The following is a 25,737-nucleotide window of genomic DNA, read 5'->3' as shown; positions in this document are numbered from 1 at the left end:
GGCCCAACTCACGGAGGTTCACCATGCTGCTCACCGACAAGACCGCGGTCATCTACGGCGCCGGCGGATCCATCGGCGGCGCCGTCGCCCGTACCTTCGCCCGCGAGGGTGCCCACGTGCACCTCGTGGGGCGTACGGTGGCGACGCTCGACGCGGTGGCCAAGGACATCGAGGCGGAGGGCGGCCACGCCGGGACGGCGGTCGTCGACGCGCTCGACGAGGCGGCGGTCGAGGCGCACATCGCGTCACTGGACGCCGTCGACATCTCCTTCAACCTCGTCACCCGGGGTGATGTGCAGGGCGCCTCGCTGCTCGACATGCCCGTCGACGACTTCGTACGCCCGGTCGTCACCGGTATCCGCGCCAACGTCGTGACCGCCCGCGCCGCCGCCCGCCGCATGGCCGAGCGGGGCTCCGGCGTGGTCCTCACACTCAACAGCGGTTCGGCGCACGGCAGTCCGATGATGGGCGGGACGGGCCCGGCCGACGCGGCGATCGACACGCTGGTACGGAACCTGGCGATGGAACTGGGGCCGCGCGGGGTGCGGGCCGTCGGCCTGTGGGCGGCCGGTGTGCCCGAGACGCTGACCCGCGAGAAGCTCGCCGCGGTCGACAGCGCCATGGCCCTCGACGAGCACGCCCTCCAGGGCCTGCTCGCCAACCTGGCCGGAATGCGCATGACCCGCCGCAACCCCACCCTCCCCGAGATCGCCGCGACCGCCGCCTTCCTCGCCTCCGACCACGCGGGCGGCATCACCGGCACCTTCGTCAACGTGACCGGCGGGATGTTCCCGGGCTAGGACGACCAGCTGGGACGACCGGCTGGGACGACCGGCTAGGACGACCGACGGCCGCGGCGGTCGCGCCACCACGTGCGGGCCCACAGCACATGCACCCCGCCGAGCGCGACCACGACGGCCGTCGCGTCGAGGCGCCCGGCGGCGGAGTGGCCGGGGCCCAGGTGCGCCACCGCGCGGGCGAACAGCGTGATGTCCGCGGGCAGGGTGACGGTCGCGAGGAACGCGAGACACAGGGTGGTGCCGACGACGAGCACCACGCTGTACACGCGCACCGCCCGCCGTTCGTGGGCGGGCAGTTCGAGGCTGGGATCCGGGGCGGTGGTACGGCGCAGCGCCCGCCGTGCCGCGTACTTCGTGTACGCCACCCCGTCCCCGTACAGATCGCGGCAGCGCGTCAGGTCCTGGAGCACGAAGTACAGGTCCGTACGCATGAAGACCATGAGCTGGAAGGGGAGGGGGAGCAGGGCGAGCAGGGCGACGGCGGCCAGGATCCGGCGGGGGGTGCCGTGCGTGGCGCCCGCGGCGAGGGCGGCCAGGGAGGCGACGGTGAGATTGGTCGCGATCCCGGCGAGGTAGGCGGTCAACCGGTGGCGGCGCGGGGCGAGTTCGATGCCGCTGATGTCCGTCTGCATGACCAGGAACTGCAGGCGCGTACCGAGGCGCATCCGGCCGGGCACGCCGGTCGCCCGGGCGGTCACCAGGTGCGCGCACTCGTGGACCAGCAGGAGCGTCCAGCCGAAGCCCGCGCCGAGCGCGATCACCGCGCTGCCGTGCGGGCTCCAGAGGAGGGTGTGGTAGCCGAGGGGAACGGGTGGGCGGGTGAGCAGGGTGGTGGTGATCAGCAGGGCGATGAGGACGGGCAGGGCCGGGCTGAGGACCCAGCGCACATGGCGGGGCCTGATCCGGGCGAGCGTCGGTTTCGGCGGGGGCGGCGAGGCCACCGCCTGTCCGTCCACCTCGGCGACGAACCCGAGGTCCACCAGCGCTTCGACGAAGTCGGATACGTCGATGTCGTCGCCGATGGTCTCCCGCAGTCGTTTTCCGACCTCGGCGGTGCTCAGCCCCTGCCCGAGCAGGTCCAGTGCCTGCTTGCCGACCTCGGGCAGCGCGACGAACCGGCCCGTCGCCAGCCGGCCGACGATCCACTCGTCGCCGTCGGGGCGGGAGTCGAGGGTGTGCAGGCGTACGTGGTTCACGCGCGCTCCCCGGCCGCGCCGGTGGCTCCGCCCGAGCCGGTGGCCCCGCCCGCGGGCCTGTCGCCGCACGCCGGGCAGTCGGGCCGCCGGGGGAATCTCTGCAGCACCGGGTCGCCCGGCAGCATCAGGTTCATCCCGAAGCGGAAGCCCGGATCGAGTGCCGGGACGCCGGTCAGCAGGGCCAGGGCCGCGTGGGCGAGCAGTCCGCCGGACAGGCCCGCGGTGACCGCGGTCGCGGGGTTCCACGGCAGGTGCGGGGAGGCGACCTCATCGTCCTGGCCGGGCGCCAGGCGCAACTCTCGGCGGGCCACCTCGCCGGCCCGCAGACACTCCCAGCAGGCACCCCGGCCGGGTACGTGGACCCCGGCCGTCACCAGGGGGCCGCGGTAGCCGGCGTCGACCCAGGGCAGGTTCGCGGCCAGACAGACACGGTTCGCCCAGCGGCGGATGTCGCCGGGACGGTCGGCGGCGAGGACGAGAAGGTCGTACGAGTCCCGCGACGGGTAACGGACGTCGGGTGCCCCGGCGTGTATCGGCTCGCTCGGGACGGCGGGCGGTCCGGCGTGTATCGGCTCGCTCGGGGCTTGGGGCGGTCCGGCGTGTCTCGGCTCGCTCGGGACGTCGGGCGGTCCGGCGTGTATCGGCTCGCTCGGGGCTTGGGGCGGTCCGGCCTGTTTCCGCTCGCTCGGGACGTCGGGCGGCCCGGCCCGCTTCGGCTCGCTCGGGACGGCGGGTGCCCCGGTCCGGATCAGCTCCGCCAGGTCCGCCGGGTGTCGTATCTCCCGGCGCTCCCCGGTCACGGTCACGTCCGAGTTCAGCGCCCGCAGGGTGGCGAGCGCTGCCGTCACCTTCGGGTGGCCGAGGTCGGACTCGCGGAAGAGGGGCTGGCGGTTGAGGTTGGACAGCTCCACCACGTCCGGGTCCACGCAGTGCAGACGGCCGACCCCGGAGGCGACCAGGCTCTGCGCGGCGTACCCGCCCGTGCCGCCGACGCCGACCAGCAGCACCCGGGCCCGGCGCAGCCGGAGCTGGGCGTCCCAGGGGCTCGTCCGGGGGCCGAGGTCCATCCAGCGCAGCAGCGGCACACCCCGGCTGTAGCGCAGCCGTTCCCGCTCGGACACCGGCACGGGCGCCGCCGCGTCCTCCACGAACCCGGCGTCGAGCAGGTCCGCCATCGCCTGCCGGGCGTCCTCGGGCGTGAGGTCGGGAAGTTCGGGATGCGCCCGCAGCACTTCGCCGACCACCGCCGACGGCTCCCGCGTTCCGTCCATCGTCTCGACCAGCGTCCAGACCCAGCCCTGCGGGTCCTCGATCTCGGCGCCGATGCCGTGGATGACGCTGCCGATGCGGACGTTGCCGTCGATCGTGCGGTACGGCCGGTGCTCGGGCTTGATCCGGGGTCTGCGGAGCGTGTCGACCGGCACTGTCACCAGGACCCCTTCCCGTTACAGGTACATGCCTTGACACTCTGGTCCCCCGAGTCGAGCCTTGACAAGACGCGGTCGGCGATCGCGCCCGCAACGCTCAACGTCCGTATTGACGAGAGGAGTTGGGGTGCCCACCAAGATTGTGATCCGCCCGTTGGACAAAAAGGAGACCACGGGCGACAGCAGCGGAGGCAACGGCGGCTGATCCGTTTCGCCGGACAGGCCCTAGAGGGCCTGTCGTTTGGATCAGGCCTGGGCCGCGGGGTCTGGCACGCACATCTGCGGCGTTGTCGTCGGTCGCCATGGCTCCGCCATGACTCCCTCCTCCGCCTTGCAGCTGCACGCACCAGACCCCGCTCACCGGCACCGATCAAGTGCCGCTCCCGAAACGACCTGATCCAAACGACAGGCCCTCGGCCACCGCAGAGCCCACACAGAGAGGGGGCCACATGGCCGCCAAGATCGTGATCCGTCCGCTGGACAAGAAGGAGACCACCGGGGACAGCAACGCGAACGGCACCTGACCGGATCCCGGCATGCGGGGAACCCCGTATCCCACCCTCGGCGAGCTGCTGCGACGCGCTCACGCGACGGTGGCGGCACGACCCGGTGCACTGCGGTTGCGTGTCGTCGGGACCTCGCGTGCCGGCCGGCCGCTGTGGCTGCTTTCGGCCGGACACGGCTCCCGGCACATCCTCACGGTCGCCGGCGCGCACGCCAACGAACCGGTGGGCGGGGTCACCTCGCTCTCCCTGGCCGAGAGGTTCGCGCGGGAGCCCGCACTGCTCCAGGAGTCCGGCTGCGCCTGGCACTTCCTGCTCTGCCTCGACCCCGACGGCGCGAGCCTCGCCGGGCGCTGGCTGACCGGGCGGCCCGGCGAGGGGCGGTCCGACGAGGGGCTGCCCGGCGAGGGGCTGCCCGGCGAGGGACGCGCGGCCGAGGCCACGCCGACCCTCCGGGGTTACTACCGGCGCTTCTACCGGCCCGCCTTCGCCGCGCAGCCCGAGTTTCCGCCTGTCCCGAGTGACCCGCGTCCGGCGATGCCGGAGTCCGAGGCACTGGTGCGGCTCATCGACGAACTGCGCCCGGTCGTGCAGTTCTCCCTCCACGGTGTCGAAGTGGGCGGATCCTTTCTGCAGTTGACTCGCGCGGTGCATGGGGCGGCGGCCGCCTACCGTCGGATCGCCGCGGACCTCGGCATTCCCCTGGAGCACCGGCCGTTCGACGGCATGGGATGGCTGGCCGAGAGCCCGGGCGTGCTCGTCCTGCCGGACAGCAGCCCCACCGAGGAACGGGACCCGTCCGGTTTCACCTCACAGGCGACCTGGCTGTACGCGATGCGGCACGGAACCGTGTCGGCGGTCGTCGAGGCGCCCTTCTGGAGCGTGGCGGGCGTCAGCGATCCACGGCCCGTCGCCGAGCCCCGGCGCGAGGTCGCGGAGGCGAGCGAGATCCTGCTCGGCCGGGCCAAACAACTGGAGGCGGTGGTCGGGGAGCTGGGGCCCAGGTCACCACAGACCCCCGAAGAGATCGCCCACTTCACCGCCGCCCGCGAGCTCATGGACATCGGCCCCGGAGTCGTGGACACCTGGAACTCCGCCGAACTCGCCACCACCGTGGGCAACTCCGTCTCGCTCGGCGTCGCCGCCCGGCGCATCCCGCTGCGCGCGGCGGCCATGATGCGGCAGGCCCTGGGCGGCGCCCCCGCGCTGGACACCCTCGTGGAGGTCTGGGCCCGTGAGCTGGCGAGCACCTTCGACGCCCGATGGGTCCCCGTGGCCGACCAGACCGAGCTCCAGACCCGCACGATGCTCGCACTCGCCCGCGCCCTGGTGTGACCCCGGGCGCCCACACGCGCGTTCATGCGAAAGGGGGCTCCCGGCACAACGCCGGGAGCCCCCACTCACGTACGACCGACTACGCGGACGCCGCCGCCGCGTCCGCCGCCTGGGCCTTCAGCGCGCGCTCGACCCCGGAGCGGGACTCCGAGATCAGGCGCCGCAGGGCCGGGGTGGGCTCGGCCGAGGCCAGCCACGCGTCCGTCTTGGCGAGGGTCTCCTCGGAGACCTGGATGGACGGGTAGAGACCGACCACGATCTGCTGGGCGATCTCGTGCGAACGGGCGTCCCAGATGTCCTTCACCACGGAGAAGTACTTGTCCGTGTACGGGGCGAGCAGTTCGCGCTGGTCGGTCTGCACGAAGCCGCCGATCACCGCCTCCTGCACGGCGTTCGGGAGCTTGTCGGACTCGACGACCGCAGACCAGGCCTCCGCCTTCGCCTCCTCGGTGGGACGAGAGGCCCGGGCCGTCTCCGCGTGCCGCTCACCGGCCGCCGTCTTGTCGCGCTCCGCCTCGGCGCCGATCTCCGCCTCGTCGTAGCGTCCGACCGCCGCGAGCCGCTGGACGAACGCCCAGCGCAGCTCGGTGTCGACAGCGAGGCCCTCGATGGTCTCCCGGTCCTCCAGCAGGCCCTCCAGGAGGTCCAGCTGCTCCGGCGTACGGGCGGTCGCCGCGAAGGCACGTGCCCAGGCGAGCTGGTGGTCGCTGCCGGGCTCGGCGGCGCGCAGGTGCGCGAGCGTCGCGTCCGTCCAGCGGGTCAGCAGCGCCTCGCGGGCCGCCGGGTCGGCGTACAGCTCGATCGCCAGCTTCACCTGGCGCTGCAGCGACTGCACGACACCGATGTCGGACTCCTTGCCGATGCCCGACAGGACCAGGGACAGGTACTCGCGGGTGGCGAGCTCACCGTCGCGGGTCATGTCCCAGGCCGAGGCCCAGCACAGGGCACGGGGCAGGGACGACTCGAAGTCGCCGAGGTGCTCGGTGACGAAGGCGAGCGAGTCCTCGTCGAGGCGGACCTTGGCGTACGACAGGTCGTCGTCGTTGAGCAGGAAGACCGCCGGGCGGCGCTTGCCGACCAGCTCCGGCACGGCCGTCAGCTCGCCGTCGACGTCCAGCTCGACGCGATCGTCGCGCACCAGCTTGCCGCTGTCGTCGTCGAGGTTGTAGAGGCCGATGGCGATGCGGTGCGGGCGGAGGGTCGGCTCACCCTTGGCACCCTCCGGGAGCGCCGGAGCCTCCTGACGGATCGCGAAGGAGGTGATGGCCCCGTCCGCGTCGGTCTCGACCTCCGGCCGCAGGATGTTGATGCCGGCGGTCTGGAGCCACTTCTCCGACCAGGTCTTCAGGTCGCGCCCGGAGGTCTCCTCCAGGGCGCCCAGCAGATCGCTGAGGCGCGTGTTGCCGTAGGCGTGCCGTTTGAAGTACGCCTGCACGCCCTTGAAGAACTCGTCCATGCCGACGTACGCGACGAGCTGCTTCAAGACGCTCGCCCCCTTCGCGTACGTGATGCCGTCGAAGTTGACGAGGACGTCGTCCAGGTCGTTGATCTCGGCCATGATCGGGTGGGTGGAGGGCAGCTGGTCCTGCCGGTACGCCCACGTCTTCATGGAGTTGGCGAAGGTCGTCCAGGAGTGCGGCCAGCGCGACTGGGGGGCGTAGGCCTGGCAGGCCGCCTCGGCGTAGGTGGCGAACGACTCGTTCAGCCACAGGTCGTTCCACCACTCCATGGTGACCAGGTCGCCGAACCACATGTGGGCCAGCTCGTGCAGGATCGTGGCGGCCCGCACCTCGTACGCGGCGTCGGTCACCTTGGACCGGAACACGTACTGGTCGCGGATCGTCACCGCGCCCGCGTTCTCCATCGCACCGGCGTTGAACTCCGGCACGAAGAGCTGGTCGTACTTCTTGAACGGATACGCGTAGTCGAACTTCTCCTGGAACCACTCGAAGCCCTGCCGGGTGACCTCGAAGATCGCGTCCGAGTCGAGGAACTCGGCGAGCGAGGGCCGACAGTAGATGCCGAGCGGCACGCTCTGTCCGTCCTTCTCGTACACGCTGTGCACGGAGTGGTACGGCCCGACGATCAGCGCGGTGATGTACGTGGAGATCCGCGGCGTCGGCTCGAAGACCCAGGTGTCGTCCTTGGGCTCGGGCGTCGGGGAGTTGGAGATCACGGTCCAGCCGGAGGGCGCCTTCACGGTGAACTGGAAGGTGGCCTTCAGGTCGGGCTGCTCGAAGCTCGCGAACACCCGGCGCGCGTCCGGGACCTCGAACTGGGTGTAGAGGTAGGCCTGCTGGTCGACGGGGTCGACGAAGCGGTGCAGGCCCTCACCGGTGTTGGTGTACGCGCAGTCGGCCACGACGCGCAGGACGTTGCGGCCCTCCAGGAGCCCCGGAAGCGCGATCCGCGAGTCCTTGAAGACCTCGGCGGGCTCGAGAGGGTCCCCGTTCAGGGTCACCTCGTGAACGGCGGGAGCCACCAGGTCGATGAAGGTCTCCGAGCCGTTCTCCTCGACGTCGAAGCGCACCGTGGTCACGGACCGGTAGGTGCCGCCCTCCTGCGCGCCCGAGAGGTCGAGATCGATCTCGTACGAGTCAACGGTGAGCAGCTTCGCGCGCTGCTGCGCCTCTTCGCGGGTCAGGTTTGTGCCAGGCACGCGGTCATCTCCTCGTTATGTGACGGTTGCGCCATCCTTCCATGGGACCTGCACGGATGCGATGTCCGTTTCCCGCCGGTGCCAGGCACACGCGGGCGCGAGCCTGGAGACATGACGACGGACATGAGGACATACGCGATCACGTACACGGCACGTCCCATCGATCCGGCGGTCCTGAAGGATCTCCGCACAGCTGACGATGCGGACCGCCCGATGGTTCCCTTCGCGGACGAGGAGGGCGGTGCGCCGCTGCGCTGCTGTCTGCGGCGCAGCGAACCCGGATGGGGGTCCCCCCTGCTCCTTTAGAGCTTGGGGGAGGATCGCCCTCGTCTCCTACGCGCCGCTGCGCCGCTGGGCCGCCGGGACTGGCGCCGACCCGGGCGCGTACGACGAACAGGGCCCGGTCTTCGTCCACGCCGACGACTGCCCGGGCCCCGACCTGCGCGGCTACCCCTTTCCGGGCGCTCACCGCACGGTCCGCCGTTACTCCGCCGAGGGCCACATCCTGGGCGGCCGTCTGGTCGAGAACCCCGACGCCTTCGACGACGCCTTCGCGGAGGCCTTCGCCGACCCGGAGGTGGCGCTCGTCCACGTACGGGCCGTGGAGTACGGGTGCTTCCTCTACGAGGTGCGGCGGGCGTGAGGAGGGGTGGTCACCGTGCGGTGACCGCCCCCGGGGCACGTGGTACGGCTGTCAGCCCTTGAGCTCCGCCGCCACCAGCTCCGCGATCTGGACCGCGTTCAGCGCGGCGCCCTTGCGGAGGTTGTCGTTGGAGACGAACAGGGCGAGACCGTGCTCGGCCGTCTCGTCGGCGCGGATGCGGCCCACGTAGGACGCGTCCTGGCCGGCGGCCTCGAGCGGGTTCGGGATCTCGGAGAGGGCGACGCCCGGGGCGCCGGCCAGCAGCTCGGTCGCGCGCTCCACGCTCAGCGGACGCGCGAAGCGGGCGTTCACCTGGAGGGAGTGGCCGCTGAACACCGGGACGCGGACACAGGTGCCGGAGACCTTGAGGGCGGGGATCTCCAGGATCTTGCGGGACTCGTTGCGGAGCTTCTGCTCCTCGTCCGTCTCGTGCAGACCGTCGTCGACGATCGACCCCGCGAGCGGGAGCACGTTGAACGCGATGGGGCGCTTGTAGACCCCCGGCTCCGGGAAGTCGACCGCGCCGCCGTCATGGGTCAGCTTGTCGGCGTCCGCGGCGACCTTCAGTACCTGGCCGTGCAGCTCGGCCACGCCCGCGAGGCCGGAACCGGACACCGCCTGGTACGTCGCGACGACCAGCGCCTCCAGCCCCGCCTCCTCGTGCAGCGGCTTCAGGACCGGCATCGCGGCCATCGTCGTGCAGTTCGGGTTGGCGATGATGCCCTTGGGGCGGTCCGCGATCGCGTGCGGGTTCACCTCGGAGACCACCAGGGGCACCTGCGGGTCCTTGCGCCACGCGGAGGAGTTGTCGATCACGACCGCGCCCTGCGAGGCGACCTTCTCGGCCAGCGCCTTGGAGGTCGCGCCGCCCGCGGAGAACAGCACGATGTCCAGGCCGGAGTAGTCCGCCGTCGCCGCGTCCTCCACCGTCACACCGTCGAGCACCGTCCCGGCCGAACGCGCCGAGGCGAACAGCCGCAGCTCCTCGACCGGGAACTTCCGCTCGACGAGGATCCTGCGCATGACCGTGCCGACCTGACCGGTGGCTCCGACGATTCCGACCCTCACGGCGACTCCCTTAGCGTGCGTTTTACGTGGTCCAGCGCTTCCATCATGCGTCTGACCCGTGCCCGCGTGTCCAATCCTTTGCCCGTGCCGCCCGAGGAATGGGACGCGTCCGCCGTCCGGTGTCCGTTCGGCATCCGAAAGAAACCCTTCCGTCGGCCGCCGGGGACCGCAAGCCGTACGGCGTGGGCGTCCCCGCGGGCCCCGGCCCGGTGTGACGTACGACTCCTTCGCGTTCGGCCGAACGTTTCCGCCCGCACCGGCGTCGTAGAGGAAACGCGGGAGGGGAGGGGCGGAGTGCTGCGCAGAAAGGCACGCCGTGCCCAGGGGGCGGACGATCCCCTGGACGCGGCCCAGGAACGCCGGGTGCGGGCCGTGCTCGCGCTCGGTGGCGTACCGCAGGCGGACCTGCCGGACGGGGTGCAGCAGGTCCGCCTGCGGTTGCTGGAACGCGCGGCGAAGGGGGACGAGGCGCCGCGTGACGTGTCCGCGTGGGCGGCGGTCGTCGCCTCGAACCTGGCGATGGACTGGCACCGGGCCAAGCGGCGCCAGGAGCGGCTCGGCGAGCGGCTGGCCTCGCTGCGGCAGCCCGCGGGCGCCCGTGACGAGGACTCCAGCGTGCTCTCGCTCGCCGTGGCGCAGGGACTGGACGAGCTGCCCGACGCCCAGCGCCAGGTCCTCGTCCTGCGTTTCTACGCCGATCTGTCCGTGCGCGGGATCGCCGAGGAGCTCGGCATCCCGGAGGGCACGGTCAAGAGCAGGCTGCACTCGGCGGTCCGCGCCCTGCGCGCCCGCCTGCACGAGGACGAGGTGGTGTGACGTGGCCGAGTATGAGGGAGTGGACGCGCTGTTGGCCGCGATCACTGACGAGGCTCTGCCCGAAGGGGCCGGCGACGACCCGGAGTTCATGGCCGAGCACCGGTCGGCGGTGGCCGATGTGGCACTGCTGCGGGAGCAGTTGGCGGTCATCGGGGACGCGCTGGCGGACCGTGCGGAGGAAGCGAAGCCGGTCCCGGTGCGGGCGCCCAGAAAGCGCACCCGCCGCCCCGAAGGCGCACCCAGGAACCGCGGGCGCCGTCCCCTAGCCCTGGTCCTGGGCACCCTCGTCGCGGCCACCGTGGCCGCGATGGTCGTCGGCATGGGCTGGATCCTCGCGCACAACGGGGGAGGCGCGATGAGCACGTCGGACAGCAGCGGGGCCAAGGCGGCCGACAGCGGGAGCGCGGGCGAGGGGGCTTCGCTCAGCGGCCCGGGCTACCTCGCGTGCGCCCGGCTCGTCGCGGAGGGCACGGTCGCCGACGTCGAGCCGCTCCCCGGCACCACGGAGAACCGGATCACCCTCCATGTGGACCGCTACTACAAGCCGGAGAAGGGGAAGGCCGAGGTCGTCCTCGTAGTGGACGAGGAGGTGGCTCCCCGGCCGCGCGAGGGCGAGCATGTGCTCGTCGCCCTCCACGACGACCCGGCGACACCGACCGGCTGGACCACGGGGGCGAAGGCCATCGCCGACGAACGCGCGTGGATCGTGAAGGCGCTGCCCGAGTCCCGCACTCTCACGTGCCCGTGAAAAAGGGCGGGCGCCCGTTCCCGGACGCCCGCCCCTTCACCGACGCAGGTGTTACGGCGTGACCTTCTCGATCTTCACGCTGCCGAGGCCGGCGGCCGTGCCGCGGGCGTTCACCAGCTGGACCCGGCCGAAGAACTCGCGTCCCTCGGGGGCCGGCGCGGCCGCGGTGACCTCGCCGGAGACCGTCGCCGTACCGCCCGTGGCGAGCTTCACCGGCGCCGACTCGTCGACCTTGACCGAGCCGAGCGCGGAGGAGAAGAACACGTCACGGTAGTCGTACGCGGTCGAGCCCGACGGGACCGAGTAGCCCACGACCTTGATGGTGTACGTACCGGCGGCGGGGTTGGGGATGGAGACCGCCTCCTCCGAGTCGCCGTCCGCGGACTGCGCGACCTGCTTGCCGGTGGAGTCGTACACCGTCAGGTCCAGGTCGGCGGCCGTGTCCGAGACGTTGCCGATGGCGACGTCGAGCGACGCGGCGCCGGCCGGCACGTCGACCGTGCTGGTCTGGGTGGCGCCGCCCGCGATGGTCGGCCGGGCCGTCTTCGAGGAGCCGAGCGGGCCGCCCTTCAGGGTGCCGTCGAGCGCCGCGAAGCCGTTCGTCACCTTCCAGGAGGCGGTGACCGGCGTGCCGACCTTGGCCTCCGGGACCGTCACCACGGCCGGGTCGAAGGCCGCGCCGAGCACGGTGGCCTCCAGCTTGTACGGGTTGTCGAGCAGCGGCGAGGTACGGCGCGCCTCGACCTCGACCTCCCAGACACCGGGCTGCGGGTCCGCGTACGAGCGCACGTCGGGCTTGCAGCCGTTGGTGTTCGGGTAGTTGCTGTAGCAGTACGGCGTGCCGGTGTCCTCGACGGGGACACCGTACGGGTGGATGGAGATGAACCGGGTCTGGCTCAGGTCCTTCAGCCCGCCGATCGCGACCTCCAGCGCCTTCGCGCCCTCGGGCACGGTCAGGAAGTACGACCGCGTGCTGTTGCGCTGCACCGAACTCGACGCGGAGTAGCTGTACTTGAGCGGTGTGGAGACCACGACCGTCGTCAGGATCTGCTTGTCGAGACCCTCGGTCCGCGGGTCGTCGACCTCGAGGATCGCGCTCTTGATGCCGGCCGAGGAGGCCTTCGCGGCGACCTTGACGGTGACCGGCTTGTTCAGTTCGAGCTTGACCTCGTCGGAGCCGACGATCCGGAAGGTGTCACCGGCGTTGTTCTCGAAGTGCAGCTCGTGGCGGATCGCCTTGTCCGGGCCGGACGTACGCGTGATGGTGATGTCGTACGACTTCTTCACGCCGACCTTGAGGCCGCCCTCGCGGTCGTAGAGGCCGGTGCCGAAGCCCGGGGTCTTCAGGGCGTAGTCGATCGCGGTGTCGACCGGGGCCTTGACGGTGTAGTCGTGGGCGGTCGCGTCGTCCTTGATCGACTTCCACGCGTCCACGATGTTGATGAGGCCCGCGCCCTCCTCGTACGCCTGCACACCCTTGATGTGGTCGGCGGTCGAGGTGAGGGCCGTGCGCAGCTTGGCGGGCGTCAGGGCGATGCCCTTCTGCTTGGCTGCGCTCAGCAGCAGCGCGGACGCGCCGGCGGCCTGCGGGGAGGCCATCGAGGTGCCCTGGAGCATCGAGTAGCCGGCCGGCAGGGAGTAGCCGGCCTGGGCGACCGGGGAGCCCGGCAGCCAGGTCTGCGTGGTGTTGATCGCGGCGCCGGGCGCGGTCAGCGTCGGCGTGAAGCCGCCGTCCTCACGCGGACCGCGCGAGGAGAACGGCATCATCGCGTACTTCTTCTCCACGACGGAGCCGTAGTTGGCGGCCCAGGTGTCCTTGGAGATGGACGCGCCGACCGAGATGACCTTGTCGGCCAGGCCGGGGTCGCCGATGGTGTTGGCGCCGGGGCCGGAGTTGCCCGCGGAGATCACCAGCTGGACACCGTAGGTGTCGATGAGACGCGTGTAGAGCTCGGAGCGCGCGTTGTTGCCGTCGTTCAGCGCGGGCAGGCCGCCGATCGACATGTTCACGATGTCGACGCCGTGGTTGACGACGAGGTCGATCATGCCCTCGGTGAGCGCGACGTTGGTGCAGCTCGGGCCGAACACGCAGGCGCGCGACGAGACGATCTTCGCGCCGGGGGCGGCGCCGTTCATCTTGCCGCCGAACAGGCCGTTCGCGGAGGTGATGCCGGCGACGTGCGTGCCGTGCTCGCTCGCGATCAGACCGATGTTGACGAAGTCGGCCTTCTTGCCGACCCAGTCGCCCCCGTAGGGGTCCATCGGCACGTCCTTGCGGATCTGCACGACGAACGGCTGGCTCTCGACGACGTCGGTGGCCGGGTTGTCGGTCCCGAAGTGACCGATCTGGTAGCCGTCCTTGTAGGGCTTCATCGCGGTGTCGTCGCTGAAGTCGTGGTTGTTGTTCACGTCGACGGTGACGGTGCCGGCCGCCGGGTCGTACAGGACGCCCCACGAGTCGGTGGTGTCGCCGTCACGGTTCACGTCGCCCGCGGCGTCGCCGCCCGCGGTCGCGGACTCCCGGAACGTGCTGATCTCGTACGAGCCCGCCGGGGACGTCCAGGTCTGGCCGCCGTAGGTGAAGGTGGGCCCGGAGACCGCGCTGACCATGGGCCGCCAGCTCAGGTCGTTGTCGAGGATCGGGTCGGTCGAGGTGACCCAGTCGACGATCTTGCGCTCGCCGGTGGTGGTCTTCTGCAGCGCCGGGTGGCTCAGGTCCACACCGGAGTCGAGGATGCCGATGGTGATGCCCCGGCCGTCCGCCTTCGGGTTCTTCTTCACGAAGTCGACGGCGCCCGTCTCGAAGGACGGGTTGTACGGGTTCTCGGCGGGGGTGTTCTTGTCGGGCGCGGCGTAGGTCTTCGTGGCCTTCGAAGAGGCGCCCTTGACCGTGTCGGCGCTCGGCGTCGGGTCGTCGAGCGCGATGTCCTGGCGCAGGTCGATGCCGTGCACCGAGGTCAGTTTGGTGGCGGCGGCGATGGCCGCGTCGGCCTTGGCGGTCGGGACGGTGGCCCGGACGTAGCCGAGCTTGTCGTACGTCTGGCCGACGGAGCCGCCCTTGACCGCGTCCATCTCCTGGGCGACCTGCTCGGTCTGCCCGGGAGCGGTGGCGATCATCATCGTGACGTTCTTGGCGCCGTCGGCCTTGGCCTCGGCGAGGAGGTCCGCGTCGTCCGAACCGAGCTTGGCGCTCGCGGACTTGGTGCCCGGGTCGGGCGTGGCGGGTGCGTGGTCCGCGGAGAAGGCCATGGGTATCGGCCCGGCCGCGGAGAGCGCGGCCACCAGGCCTGCGGCCACGGCGATGCGGGCCACGCGTCTCGCGCCCGATATCGGTGCGCGCTGAGGATCGGTCATCAGCATCCCTTGTAGGTAAAGGAACGAGCGTGGAGTGACCGGTCCCGACGTTCCCACGGGACACGATCACATCAGTCCGGTATGTGGACCCGGATGACCGCTCAGCTTTACCTAAGGGGCAGTTGTTTGGGGAGAGTTGACCGAGGCGGGATGGAGCCATGGCGTAATTCCGCCATACGCCATGACGGTCAAAGTGCGGTATGACAGGACATCGACAAGCAAGGTCGACCGATCCCCGGCCGCCCGTCGCCCGCTCCCGGCCGCTCAGGCCTCCCGCGTGCGCGCGTAGTGGCGGGACGCCTTCGCACGGTTACCGCAGGCCGCCATCGAGCACCATCGGCGGGTGCCGTTCCGTGAGGTGTCGAAGAAATGCAGGATGCAGGTGTCGTGGGCGCAGCGGCGGATGCGGTCGGGAGCGGTGGCGAGCAGCCCGAGGTAGTCGCGGGCGGCGAGCCAGGCGGGCCCCCAGGACGGGTCGCCGAACTCCGCCTCCTCGCCGGGTCCCTGTCCGGTCAGCCTCAGGCGGACGCGGCCGTGCGCGAGGACGGCGTCGATCCAGGCGGCGGCTTCCTCCGGGGTGCCGTCGACGGCCGAGCGCAGGGCGTCGCGGGCCTCCCGTACGTGCAGCAGCACGGCGTCGTCGGCCGGGAAGTCCAGCTCGTTCGCCGCCAGCCACACCGCCAGGCCCTCGGTGTCCGTCAGCAGGTCCTGCGTCACTCCCTCGCGGTTCCAGCGGGTGTTGAGCAGGTCGAGCGAGACCGGCTCCCCGGTGAGTGGACGGGGATCGGCGGTGGTGGGCATGAGGGGCTCCCTTCAGTGCTAACCGCTCAAGGGTAGGTCACTGGTTGACGCCCTTCACTCTAACCTTTAATGTCAATCACAGGGGTTAGCTCCTCTGTGGGGCGGCCAATGACAGACGGGACCGTCATGACCTTGCGCACCGGCCACATCGGCCTGAACGTCACCGATCTCGACCGCTCGCTCGCCTTCTACCGCGACGTCCTGGGCTTCGGAGTGATCGCCGAGGGCAAGGAGGAGGAACGGCGGTACGCGTTCCTCGGCTCGCTCGCCGGAGACGGCCGCCCGGTGCTCACCCTCTGGCAGCAGGCGCAGGGGTCGTACGACCAGGCCCGCGCCGGCCTGCACCACCTCGCCCTCGAAGTGGACTCGGTCGACCAGGTCAGGGAGTACGAGACGGCCCTGCGCGACTACGGCGTCGACTTCGCGTACGAGGGCGTGGTCGCCCACCGTGAGGGTTCGGCGTCCGGTGGCATCTTCTTCCACGACCCCGACGGCACCCGCCTCGAGATCTACGCGCCGAGCGGGGTGGAGGGGGCCCCGGTGCCGTCCGCCACCGCCCCCACCTGTGGATTCTTCTAGGAGCTGTGGAGAGCGGGGCGCGTCATGACGTACCACTCAGGCTCACGGGCCGTACAGGACCGGGTGGGAGTGCGCGAGGCCGCCGACCACGTGGGGCGGTCCGTCGGGCAGGGCATCCGCCCCGTGGCCGCCGCCTTCCTCGAACTCCAGCCGATGCTGGTGCTGGGAGCGGCCGATCCGGCGGGCGGAGCGGTGTGGGCCTCGCTGCTCACCGGCGAGCCCGGGTTTGTGCGGGCGACGGGTGTCCGGCAGATCTCGGTCACGGGCGGTGGCCTGCGCGAGGGCGACCCACTGGCGCCGGCGCTCGCCACCCCGGGCACCTCCGTCGGCACGATCGCGCTCGACCCGCGCACCCGCCGCCGTATGCGACTCAACGGACGGGCCCGACCGACCCCCCGCGGCTTCGCCGTCGAGGCCGACCAGGTCTTCTCCAACTGCCCGAAGTATCTGCAGAAGAGGGAGTCGTACGAGAAGGTCGAGCGCCCGCCCGGCACGCCCCGCCGGTCCGCCGGGCTCTCCTCCGGGCAGCGGAGGTTCGTCGAGTCCGCCGACACCTTCTTCCTGGCCACCGTCCATGCGCACGGCGCCGACGTCAGCCACCGGGGCGGCAACCCCGGTTTCGTCCACGTCACTTCACCGAACGAACTGCACTGGCGCGACTACCCCGGCAACTCCATGTTCCTGACCCTCGGCAACCTGGAGACGGACCCGAGGGCGGGGCTGCTCTTCCTGGACTGGGTGTCGGGGACGGTGCTGCAACTGACGGGCACGGCACGTACGGGGTACGCGGCCGACGGGGAGCGCACGGTCTGCTTCACCGTCACCGGGGTCGTGCAGACGCCCGCCGCCAGCCCGATCCGCTGGTCGCCGCCGGAGTACTCACCGGCCAACCCGTCCCTGCCGTAGGCGACTTGCCATGGCCTCGTGCCGTAACGTCTGGGCATGCCGAAGCAGTTGAGGGTGGCGGCCTACGCCGTATGCGTGCGGGACGGGCGGATGCTGCTGGCCCGCTGGGTCGCGGGGGACGGAAGCAGGCGGTGGACCCTGCCCGGCGGCGGCATGGACCACGGCGAGGACCCCTACGACACCGTCATCCGCGAGGCCGAGGAGGAGACGGGCTACGCCGTCGAGCCCCTCGCGCTGCTCGGCGTCGACTCCGTACTGCGTTCGCACCCGCGTCGGCTCGGCTCGCCCAACGACTTCCACGCCCTGCGGATCGTCTACGAGGCCCGCGTCACCGGCGGCGAACTGCGCCACGAGACGAACGGCTCCACCGACATGGCGGCCTGGCACCCGCTCGACGAGGTACCCGCCCTCGACCGGGTCGCACTGGTCGACGTGGGACTGCGGCTGTGGCGGGAACGACCGCCCCTCGGGCGCGACAGGCCCTAAGAGGCGGGGCAGTAGCCACAGGGGAGCAGCGGCGGGGAACTGGTCCCCTACCCCGGAAAATGAACACGGAGTGACCGCGTCCCGGCTGTTCGGAGAGGGGTCGTGGGCGCGCAGGGTGCTCCAAGATCCACGTACGGTGATCGGCGTCGGCAGTTGCCGCCTCGTTAACGTCCAGGTCACCCGCGGTGCCAACGATCCAGTGTGAGCGGGGAGTTATCGCAACGAACCCCCCGCGACCACTGCCGACGCGTTCGCACTCGGGGAGACCGCGCCATGTCGCGCATACGCTCTGTCGCCACTTCCGCCGCCATGAACCGCCGTACCCTGCTCGCCGCCACCGGGGCGGTGACCCTCTCCGCGGGCATCGGCTACGCCCTGCGGCCCGACTCCGAGGCGCACGCCGCCACCACCGGCGAGTCGGCCGTCGCCGTGTCCAGGCAGGCGCCCGCCGCCCCCCTCGCTCCCTACGAGCGCGGCACCACCCTGGAGAGCGTGGCCGCGCCGCGCTCCGGCTCGGGCGGCTACCGGCGGCTCGGTGACGGCCCCGCCTGGAAGCGGGTCGTACGCGGCGACCTGGCCGCGGCCAAGTCGGGCCGGGCCGACCGGCGCACCGCGCTCGCCGCGTTCGTGCAGTTCACCGACCTGCACCTGATCGACGTCCAGCACCCGCTGCGGCTCGAGTACCTGCGTACCGGCGCCGCGAACGCCTGGCGTCCGCACGAGTCGCTGACCGTGGCCGGCGCCGTCTCGCTCGTCGAGCGGGTCAACGCGCTGCGGGGCGCCCCCGTCACCGGCTCCCCGCTGCACTTCGTCATGACCACCGGGGACAACACGGACAACAACTCCAAGACGGAGCTGGACTGGTTCCTGAAGGTCATGAGCGGTGGCCGGATCAGCCCCAACAGCGGCGACCCGCGCCACTACGAGGGCGTTCAGAACAGCGGTCTCAAGCTGTACTGGCAGCCGGACGCGGCCCTGCGCGACGCCGACAAGGAGCGCGGCTTCCCGCACCTGCACGGCTTCCTCGCGGCCGCCATCCGTGAGCTGCGCAGCCCCGGCCTCGGCCTGCCCTGGTACTCCACGGTCGGCAACCACGACGCGCTGCCGCTGGGCTGCTACCGGCACGGCGACTCCTTCCTCGCCGAGTTCGCCGTCGGCGGCAAGAAGCTGATGACGCTGCCCGCCTCGGCGAGCGTCGCCCTGCGCGCCGCCATCAAGAACGACAAGGACCCCAAGGGCACCCAGCTCAGGGACCTCCTCAAGGCGCACGCGCGGCAGCTGCGCCCGGTCACCCCGGACGAGTCGCGCGCCCCCTTCACGCCCGCCGAGTACCTCAAGGCGCACCTCGACCCCGCACACACCGGCCCCGGCCCGATCGGCCACGGCTACTCACAGGCCAACCTCGCCGCGGGCACCCAGTACTACGCCTTCCGCATCTCCGACGACATCATCGGGATCAGCATCGACACCACCGACCCGGGCGGCCACTACATGGGTTCCATCGGGACGACCCAGCTGCGCTGGCTGGACAAGACGCTGAGCGACAACAAGGACTCGTACGCCATCGTCTTCAGCCACCACACCAGCAAGTCGATGACCAACCGCCGCACCGACCCCGCGCACCCGAGCGACAAGCGCCACGGCGGCGAGGACGTGGTCGCCACGCTCGCCAAGCACCGCAACGTGCTGGCCTGGGTGAACGGCCACACCCACAAGAACGAGATCATCGCGCACTCCGCGCCGAACCACGGCTCCTTCTGGGAGATCAACACCGCCTCCCACGTCGACTTCCCGCACCTCGCCCGCATCATCGAGGTCGTCGACAACAAGGACGGCACGCTCTCCCTCTTCACCACCCTCATCGAGTCCGCGGCCCCGCACCGTACGGACTTCTCCGACCTCAGCCAGACCGGGCTCGCCGCCCTCTACCGCGAGCTCGCCTTCAACTCCCCGGGCCGCAGCACCGAGCTGGCCGGCGCCTCGCGGGACCGCAACACGGAGCTCGTGCTGAAGAAGGCCTGAGGAAGCCCGAAGAACGGCCGAAATCCACTCAACTGGTGTACAGGCGGGCAACCTTCACACCGGCCCGCCGGGTCCCTCCCCCCGACCAGGTTCACCGGTGAAGGGGGAACGGCATGTCAGTGCGTACGGGACTGGTGGCGGCGACGGCGGTGGCGCTCGCGGCCGCTCTGGCGGGGCCCGCGGTGGCGGCTCCCGCCGGGGCCGGTCACCACGGTGCGACCCGCGCCGCCATGGACGCCGCGGTGAAGGACGGAGTGCCGGGCGTGACGGCGACGGCGCGGGACACCGGCGGCACGTGGTCGGCCACGGCGGGCGTGGGCGACGTGCGGACGCGCACGCCCCGCGGTACGGCCGACCACTACCGCGTGGGCAGCATCACGAAGACGTTCGTGTCGACGGTGCTGTTGCAGCTGGAGGCGGAGCGGCGGCTGTCGCTGGACGACAAGGTGGAGAAGTGGCTCCCGGGCGTGGTCCGGGGTCACGGCCACGACGGACGCCGGATCACCGTCCGCCAGCTCCTCAACCACACCAGCGGCATCTTCAACTACACGGCGGACGAGGACTTCGCCCGCACGTACTTCCTGAAGGACGGCTTCCTCGAACACCGATACGACACGAAGACGCCCGAGCAGCTCGTGGCGATCGCGATGACCCACGAACCGCTCTTCGCGCCGGGTACGTCCTGGAGCTACTCCAACACCAACTACGTGCTGGCAGGCATGGTGATCGAGAAGGTCACCGGCCACTCCTACGCCACGGAGATCCGCCGCCGCGTCATCGAACCGCTCGGCCTGCGCGCCACGTCCGTCCCCGGCACACGCACGGCGCTCCCACGGCCCAGCAGCCACGCGTACTCGAAACTGGCCCGGACGACGACGGGCCCGACGTACGACGTCACGCGGCTCAACCCCTCCCTGGCCTCCTCGGCCGGGGAGATGATCTCCGACTCCGCCGACCTGAACCGCTTCTACGCGGCCCTGCTGGACGGCCGGCTCCTTCCGCCGAAGCAGCTGAAGGAGATGAAGACCACGGTGAGGGCCGACGAGATCCCGGGCGCCCGCTACGGCCTGGGTCTCATCGACCGCAAGCTCGGCTGCGGTGTCCATGTGTGGGGCCACGACGGCGGCATCCACGGCTCGACGTCCTCCGCCGTGACGACGGCGGACGGCCGCCACTCCCTGGCCTTCAACTTCAACGGGGACTGGTCGGGGGACAGCGACGCGGTGATCGAGGGGGAGTTCTGCGGCAAGTAGGCCCCGGACGGCCTGACCGAACCCGCCCGCATCACGCTGTTCGTGAGACCCCACGGGTACCCGCACGAGGAGGGGCCGCCGGAACTCCCGCCGGCCCCCCACCCCCCCCGGCTCATATCTCCGGTCCGTCACTATCGGGGCAGCACCACGACATACGCCGCCGGATCCCGGTCGTTCGCCGCCATCAGCGCGGTGCGGACCACCGCCGCCTGCTGCTCCATCGCCTCGCGCAGCTTCCGCGGGGTGATGTGGACGACCGTGATGCCCAGCCGCTCCAGGTGCTCGCGCTTGCGGGCGTACTCCGACCAGAGGGCGTCGTCGTCCAGGCCATGGCCTTGCCGGTGTCCCTGCCGGGGCGTCCGGGTGTCCAGCTCCATGGCCACCGCCTGCTCGGGCCAGTACGCGTCGAGGCCGCCCAGGTGGGGCCCGCCGGGCAGGCGCAGGTCGACGTTCCAGACCGGGTCGGGCAGGCCGTACTCCCGCACCATCCGGTAGAGGCGGTCCTCCGCGATCGCCCGGCCCTCCGCCAGCAGCGAGTCCACCGCGTCCACCACGTGCGGCCGGCTCAGCAGCCGCGCCTGCGTCAACTCACGTACCACCGAGGCGGGTTCGCAGTGCCCGGCGCGTACCGCCTCGGTCAGCAGCCGCCGTACCGCGCCCGCGTCCGACAGCTCCGCCACCGCGTCGGCGAGGGCGCGCGGCACGGGGGCGACCGGGACACCCGTGAGGTACGAGGGGGCGGGCAGCGAAGGCGTACGGACGATGTGGGCACAGCCGTGCGAGCGCAGCCGGCGCAGCCGGGGGACCAGGACGTCGATCTTGTCGAGGGAGGTCAGCGGGGGCGACGAGGTGAATCCGTGCAGGGTCAGCGCCGCCAGGCCCGTGATCAGCGCGTCCGCGTACGGGCGCGGGGCGTGCGGTTCCTCGGCGCCCGGCTGGACGGGGATGCCCGGCGCCGGCTCGCGTGCGGGGGTGCGGCCCGCGAACAGCAGGACGGCGTGCAGGCGTTCCTCGGAGGTGGGCGGCCCCGGGTGGAGGAGGAAGACGCCGGGGAGGATCTGCTGCCAGGGGCCGCCCGGGCGGCACTGCTCGTTCGTGTCGGCGGCCGTGACGCCGTGGGTGCGCAGCTGGGCAGCGGTCAGGACCCGCCGCTGCGTGTGGGACAGGTGGCGCAGGGGGCGGAGGGAGAGTGGGGTGTTGTGGTTCATGACCGGGGGTTTCCCGCGCCCGATCCGTCCCCTAACCGCTGTTACACGCCTGTCGACAAATCTGGACAAGCTCGCCCTAAAGTACGGACGTTCGACTGCCGAAAGACCCTGGTCCGGATCGGGGTTACGGGGCCCGGTGCGCGGGTTCGGTAACGGGGCCCCGGGCGGCCGTATGGGCGACCCGGGGCCCCGTCACTTCCCGGCCGTTGTCGCTACGACCCCGCCGCCGTGTCGCACGCCTGTCCCCGCAGGGTGCGCGCCAGGTCGTCCCGCGCCTCCAGGACCAGACGGCGCAGGGCCGGCGCCGCGTCCTCGTGGGCGGTGAGCCAGGCGTCCGTCGCGTCCAGGGTCTCCTGGGAGTCCCGGAGGGACGGGAACAGGCCCTTGACGACGTCCATGCCGATCTGGATGGACCGCTCGGCCCAGACGCGTTCGATGGCCGCGAAGTACTTCGCGGCGTAGGGGGCCAGCAGTTCCCGCTGGGAGGGCTGCGCGAAGCCCGCGATGGTCGCCTCGACCAGCGCGTTGGACAGCGCGTCCGACTCGACGACCTGCGCCCAGGCCTGGGCCTTGACCGCCGCAGAGGGGCGGGCGGCGAGGCAGCGGACCTGGTGGCGCTTGCCGGAGGCCGTGTCGTCGCGGGCCAGTTCGGCCGCGAGGAGGGACTCGTCGGCGACGCCGTGCGCGGCCAGCGGTTCCAGGAGCGCCCAGCGCAGCTCCTGGTCGACGTCCAGGCCGTCGACCTTGGCGGTCCCCTCGAGGAGGTGCAGCAGCAGTTGCAGATCGGCCTGCTCGGAGGCGACCGTCGCGAAGAAACGGGCCCAGGTCAGCTGGTGCTGGCTGCCGGGCTCGGCGAGCCGCAGCTCCTTCAGGGCGCCCTGGGCGAGAAGCCGGCCGCCCTCCGCACGCCAGTCGGGGGCCGCGTAGTGGACGAGCGCCGAGTGCGCCCAGGCGTGCAGCATCTGCAGGACGCCGATGTCGGACTCGCGGCCCGCGAAGCTCAGCACCAGGCCCACGAAGTCCCGGGCCGGCATCAGCGCGTCCCGGGTGAGGTTCCACAGCGCCGACCAGCACAGCGCGCGGGCGAGCGGGTCGGTGATGTCGCCGAGCCTCTCGCGCAGCGTGGCCAGCGAGTTCTCGTCGAAGCGGATCTTGCAGTACGTGAGGTCGTCGTCGTTGACGAGGACCAGCTCAGGTGCGTCCGCGCCGACCAGCTCCTCGATCACCGTACGGGGGCCGACGACGTCGACCTCGGCGCGCGCGTACCGCACCAGGGACCCATCGGCGTCCTCACGCCGGTACAGGCCCACCGCGACGCGGTGCGGCCGCAGTTCGGGGTGCGACTCGGGGGCCTCCTGGAGCACGGCCAGCTCCGTGATGCGGCCCTCGGCGCTCAGGATCACCTGCGGGGTGAGGGAGTTCACCCCGGCCGTCTGGAGCCACGCCCGCGACCAGGTGGCCAGATCACGCCCGCTGGTCTCCTCCAGCGCCGACAGCAGGTCGTCGAGGCGCGTGTTGCCGTATGCGTTCCGCTTGAAGTAGCGGCGCGCGCCCTCCAGGAACGCGTCCTGGCCGACGTACGCGACGAGCTGCTTGAGCACGCTCGCCCCCTTCGCGTACGTGATTCCGTCGAAGTTGAGCTTGGCGTCCTGGAGGTCACGGATGTCGGCAGTGATGGGGTGGGTGGAGGGCAGCTGGTCGGCACGGTACGCCCAGGCCTTGCGGCGGTTGGCGAAGGTGATCCAGCCGTTCTCGAAGCGGGTCGCCCCGACCAGCGCGAACGCGCCCATGAAGTCGGCGAAGGACTCCTTGAGCCACAGGTCGTCCCACCACTCCATGGTGACGAGGTCGCCGAACCACATGTGCGCCATCTCGTGCAGGATGACGTTGGCCCGGCCCTCGTACGACGCCTGGGTCACCTTGCCGCGGAAGATGAACTCCTCGCGGAAGGTGACGAGCCCCGGGTTCTCCATCGCGCCGAGGTTGTACTCGGGCACGAACGCCTGGTCGTACTTCCCGAACGGGTAGGGGAAGTCGAAGTGGTCGTGGAAGAAGTCGAGCCCCTGCTTGGTCACCAGGAACACGTCGTCGGAGTCGAAGTGGGGCGCCAGACCCTTGCGGCACATCGCGCCGAGCGGGATCTCCAGCGTCGTACCGTCGTCGAAGGTGCGCGCGTAGCTGTCCGTGACGTAGTGGTACGGGCCCGCCACGAACGCGGTGATGTACGTGGAGATCGGCTTGGTCTCGGTGAACCTCCACACACCGTCGACGAGTTCACCGACGCCGTTGCTCCAGACCGCCCACCCCTCCGGGGCCCGCACCTCGCAGCGGAAGGGGGCCTTGAGGTCCGGCTGCTCGAAGTTCGCGAAGACGCGCCGGGAGTCGGCGGGCTCGTACTGGGTGTAGAGGTAGACCTCGCCGTCCTCGGGGTCGACGAAGCGGTGCATGCCCTCGCCGGTGCGGGAGTAGGCGCACTGCGCGTCGACGACCAGCTCGTTGTCGGCCCGGAGGTCCTCCAGCCGGATGCGGGAGCCGTCGAAGACCTCGCCGGGGTCCAGGTCCTTGCCGTTGAGCGACACGGCCGTGACGCTCGGTGCGAGCAGATCGGCGAAGCTCGCGGCGCCCGGCTCCGCGCAGCGGAAGCGGATCGTGGTCACCGAGCGGAACGTGCGCGGCTCGGCCTCGATGTCGCCCAGGGCGGAGCGCAGGTCGAGGGAGACCTCGTACCCGTCCACGGACAGCAGCGCTGCCCGCTCCTGGGCCTCGTCGCGGGTCAGATTGTCACCGGGCACGGGCGGCACTCCCTCGGGGCGTCACGGAATGGATATGGATCCTGCGGAACGGATGTCCGGCATCCCACGGCGGACACGGCTGGACAGGAGCGATCCTGCCATGTGCCCCTGACGCGGGACAGCCGGGAATGACGCGGGACACCCGGGAATGAGGCGAGCGGCCTCCGGTGTTGCTGCGGGAAACACCGCTTTCCGAGGAGAACCATGCCCGAGACCGCCTCCACCAAGACCCCCGTCGACTTCTGGTTCGACCCGCTGTGCCCCTGGGCCTGGATGACCTCGCGCTGGGTGCTGGAAGTGGAGAAGGTCCGGGACATCGAGGTCCGCTGGCACATCATGAGCCTCGCGGTCCTCAATGAGGACAAGCTGGACCAGCTGCCCGAGGAGTACCGGGACATGCTCGCCACCAAGGCCTGGAAGCCGATCCGGGTGGTCACCGCCGCCTGGCAGAAGCACGGCGAGGACGTCCTCGGCCCGCTCTACACCGCCCTCGGCACTCGCATCCACAACCAGGGCGAGGGCGCGACCATCGAGGCGATCGCGGGCGCGCTCGAGGACGTCGGCCTCCCGGCCTCCCTGCTCGACTACGCCGACCAGGAGGACTTCGAGTTCGACGCCGAGCTGCGCGCCTCCCACAAGGAGGGCATCGAGAAGGTCGGCCAGGAGGTCGGCACCCCGGTGATCGCGCTCCCCGGCGACGACGGCGAGCAGATCGCCTTCTTCGGCCCGGTCGTCACGCCCACCCCGAAGGGCGAGGCCGCGGCCAGGCTGTGGGACGGCACGCTGCTGGTCGCCTCGACCCCCGGCTTCTACGAGATCAAGCGGACCCGCACGAAGGGCCCGGACTTCAGCAACCTGTAGGGGCCACCAGGAGTCATTCCGGCTCGGGCATCTTCTGGGGCGGGTCGAACGGCTTGACCCTCGATGCCGTGCGGATGTTGCGGCAGTCGAAGTCGGTGCGGCCGCAGATCCAGTAGTCGTCCACATACGCGTTCGGCTTCTGGAGGTTCGCCAGCTTGCGGATGATGTCCCGCTCCCGGTCGTCCCGGGGCTGGCGGTGCGGCTGGTAGGACCCACACGTGTAGCAGGGGTACGTCATTTCCCTCGGCATCCCGCAACGATGCCCCGGAAGCCCGCCCAC

19 protein-coding genes and 1 pseudogene are annotated in these 25,737 nt (G+C 71.2%); 11 read left to right on the top strand and 9 right to left on the bottom strand.

Going from position 1 to position 25,737, the window contains the following annotated elements; all coding sequences use genetic code 11:
* Window positions 1-23 precede the first annotated feature (23 nt).
* Complete coding sequence (locus ACFVWD_RS40340; protein ID WP_389602939.1) at window positions 24-800, top strand: SDR family NAD(P)-dependent oxidoreductase; 777 nt, start codon at window positions 24-26, stop codon at window positions 798-800.
* Window positions 801-835: 35 nt separating this feature from the next.
* Here ACFVWD_RS40340 and ACFVWD_RS40335 read toward each other — a convergent pair whose 3' ends face one another.
* Window positions 836-1,996, bottom strand: coding sequence for a hypothetical protein (locus tag ACFVWD_RS40335; RefSeq protein ID WP_389602938.1), 1,161 nt, complete (start codon window positions 1,994-1,996; stop codon window positions 836-838).
* Window positions 1,993-3,420, bottom strand: a complete 1,428-nt coding sequence (locus ACFVWD_RS40330) for a ThiF family adenylyltransferase (protein ID WP_389602955.1) — start codon at window positions 3,418-3,420, stop codon at window positions 1,993-1,995. Before ACFVWD_RS40330 ends, ACFVWD_RS40335 begins: the two co-directional genes overlap by 4 nt.
* Before the next feature lie 539 nt (window positions 3,421-3,959).
* Between ACFVWD_RS40330 and ACFVWD_RS40325 the strand changes: the two genes are divergently transcribed.
* Window positions 3,960-5,261 carry a M14 family zinc carboxypeptidase gene (locus ACFVWD_RS40325; RefSeq protein ID WP_389602937.1) on the top strand — a complete coding sequence of 434 codons (1,302 nt, stop codon included), beginning with the start codon at window positions 3,960-3,962 and terminating at the stop codon, window positions 5,259-5,261.
* 79 nt (window positions 5,262-5,340) lie between these two features.
* On the opposite strand, the gene pepN (ACFVWD_RS40320) is transcribed toward ACFVWD_RS40325, so the two are convergent.
* Window positions 5,341-7,920, bottom strand: a complete 2,580-nt coding sequence (gene pepN / locus ACFVWD_RS40320) for an aminopeptidase N (RefSeq protein WP_389602936.1) — start codon at window positions 7,918-7,920, stop codon at window positions 5,341-5,343.
* A gap of 111 nt (window positions 7,921-8,031) precedes the next feature.
* Between pepN (ACFVWD_RS40320) and ACFVWD_RS40315 the strand changes: the two are divergent.
* Window positions 8,032-8,563: pseudogene (locus tag ACFVWD_RS40315) on the top strand (DUF1203 domain-containing protein).
* 51 nt (window positions 8,564-8,614) lie between these two features.
* On the opposite strand, the gene ACFVWD_RS40310 reads toward ACFVWD_RS40315, so the two are convergent.
* Window positions 8,615-9,631 (bottom strand): aspartate-semialdehyde dehydrogenase, encoded by a 1,017-nt coding sequence (locus ACFVWD_RS40310; protein WP_168508700.1) that lies wholly within the window; start codon window positions 9,629-9,631, stop codon window positions 8,615-8,617.
* Between the two features lie 294 nt (window positions 9,632-9,925).
* On the opposite strand from ACFVWD_RS40310, the gene ACFVWD_RS40305 reads away from it, so the two are divergent.
* Entirely contained in the window at window positions 9,926-10,447 is a 522-nt protein-coding gene (locus tag ACFVWD_RS40305; protein WP_389602935.1) for a sigma-70 family RNA polymerase sigma factor, read from the top strand.
* 1 nt (window position 10,448) lies between these two features.
* A complete protein-coding gene (locus tag ACFVWD_RS40300) occupies window positions 10,449-11,195 on the top strand; it encodes a hypothetical protein (RefSeq protein WP_389602934.1) in 747 nt (248 codons plus the stop codon).
* A gap of 51 nt (window positions 11,196-11,246) precedes the next feature.
* Here ACFVWD_RS40300 and ACFVWD_RS40295 read toward each other — a convergent pair whose 3' ends face one another.
* Both ACFVWD_RS40295 and ACFVWD_RS40290 read right to left on the bottom strand, forming a co-directional pair.
* Entirely contained in the window at window positions 11,247-14,549 is a 3,303-nt protein-coding gene (locus ACFVWD_RS40295) for a S8 family serine peptidase (protein ID WP_389602933.1), read from the bottom strand.
* A 264-nt stretch (window positions 14,550-14,813) separates the two neighbouring features.
* A complete protein-coding gene (locus ACFVWD_RS40290) occupies window positions 14,814-15,350 on the bottom strand; it encodes a CGNR zinc finger domain-containing protein (protein ID WP_389602932.1) in 537 nt (178 codons plus the stop codon).
* A 126-nt stretch (window positions 15,351-15,476) separates the two neighbouring features.
* Between ACFVWD_RS40290 and ACFVWD_RS40285 the strand changes: the two genes are divergently transcribed.
* The 5 genes from ACFVWD_RS40285 to ACFVWD_RS40265 all read left to right on the top strand — a co-directional run bounded on the left by ACFVWD_RS40285 (window position 15,477) and on the right by ACFVWD_RS40265 (window position 20,596).
* The gene (locus ACFVWD_RS40285) at window positions 15,477-15,929 is read left to right on the top strand and encodes a VOC family protein (protein ID WP_389602954.1); all 453 of its coding nucleotides are present in this window, start codon (window positions 15,477-15,479) and stop codon (window positions 15,927-15,929) included.
* A gap of 24 nt (window positions 15,930-15,953) precedes the next feature.
* Complete coding sequence (locus ACFVWD_RS40280; protein WP_389602931.1) at window positions 15,954-16,835, top strand: pyridoxamine 5'-phosphate oxidase family protein; 882 nt, start codon at window positions 15,954-15,956, stop codon at window positions 16,833-16,835.
* Window positions 16,836-16,871: 36 nt separating this feature from the next.
* On the top strand, window positions 16,872-17,321 hold the full coding sequence (locus ACFVWD_RS40275; protein WP_389602930.1) for an NUDIX hydrolase: 450 nt from the start codon (window positions 16,872-16,874) through the stop codon (window positions 17,319-17,321).
* A 273-nt stretch (window positions 17,322-17,594) separates the two neighbouring features.
* Window positions 17,595-19,343 carry a TIGR03767 family metallophosphoesterase gene (locus ACFVWD_RS40270; RefSeq protein WP_389602929.1) on the top strand — a complete coding sequence of 583 codons (1,749 nt, stop codon included), beginning with the start codon at window positions 17,595-17,597 and terminating at the stop codon, window positions 19,341-19,343.
* Between the two features lie 113 nt (window positions 19,344-19,456).
* Window positions 19,457-20,596, top strand: a complete 1,140-nt coding sequence (locus ACFVWD_RS40265; RefSeq protein WP_389602928.1) for a serine hydrolase domain-containing protein — start codon at window positions 19,457-19,459, stop codon at window positions 20,594-20,596.
* Between the two features lie 131 nt (window positions 20,597-20,727).
* On the opposite strand, the gene ACFVWD_RS40260 is transcribed toward ACFVWD_RS40265, so the two are convergent.
* Both ACFVWD_RS40260 and pepN (ACFVWD_RS40255) read right to left on the bottom strand, forming a co-directional pair.
* Complete coding sequence (locus ACFVWD_RS40260) at window positions 20,728-21,804, bottom strand: hypothetical protein (protein ID WP_389602927.1); 1,077 nt, start codon at window positions 21,802-21,804, stop codon at window positions 20,728-20,730.
* A 212-nt stretch (window positions 21,805-22,016) separates the two neighbouring features.
* The gene (gene pepN, locus ACFVWD_RS40255; protein WP_389602926.1) at window positions 22,017-24,596 is read right to left on the bottom strand and encodes an aminopeptidase N; all 2,580 of its coding nucleotides are present in this window, start codon (window positions 24,594-24,596) and stop codon (window positions 22,017-22,019) included.
* A gap of 204 nt (window positions 24,597-24,800) precedes the next feature.
* Between pepN (ACFVWD_RS40255) and ACFVWD_RS40250 the strand changes: the two genes are divergently transcribed.
* Window positions 24,801-25,457 carry a DsbA family protein gene (locus ACFVWD_RS40250; protein WP_168491556.1) on the top strand — a complete coding sequence of 219 codons (657 nt, stop codon included), beginning with the start codon at window positions 24,801-24,803 and terminating at the stop codon, window positions 25,455-25,457.
* 13 nt (window positions 25,458-25,470) lie between these two features.
* On the opposite strand, the gene ACFVWD_RS40245 is transcribed toward ACFVWD_RS40250, so the two are convergent.
* The gene (locus tag ACFVWD_RS40245; protein ID WP_168491554.1) at window positions 25,471-25,707 is read right to left on the bottom strand and encodes a hypothetical protein; all 237 of its coding nucleotides are present in this window, start codon (window positions 25,705-25,707) and stop codon (window positions 25,471-25,473) included.
* Window positions 25,708-25,737: the final 30 nt, after the last annotated feature.

Source organism: Streptomyces sp. NPDC058086, from assembly GCF_042885015.1.
Taxonomy (GTDB): domain Bacteria; phylum Actinomycetota; class Actinomycetes; order Streptomycetales; family Streptomycetaceae; genus Streptomyces.
The sequence above is the reverse complement of the archived record's forward strand: the minus strand, read 5'-3'. Positions and strand labels throughout refer to the sequence as shown.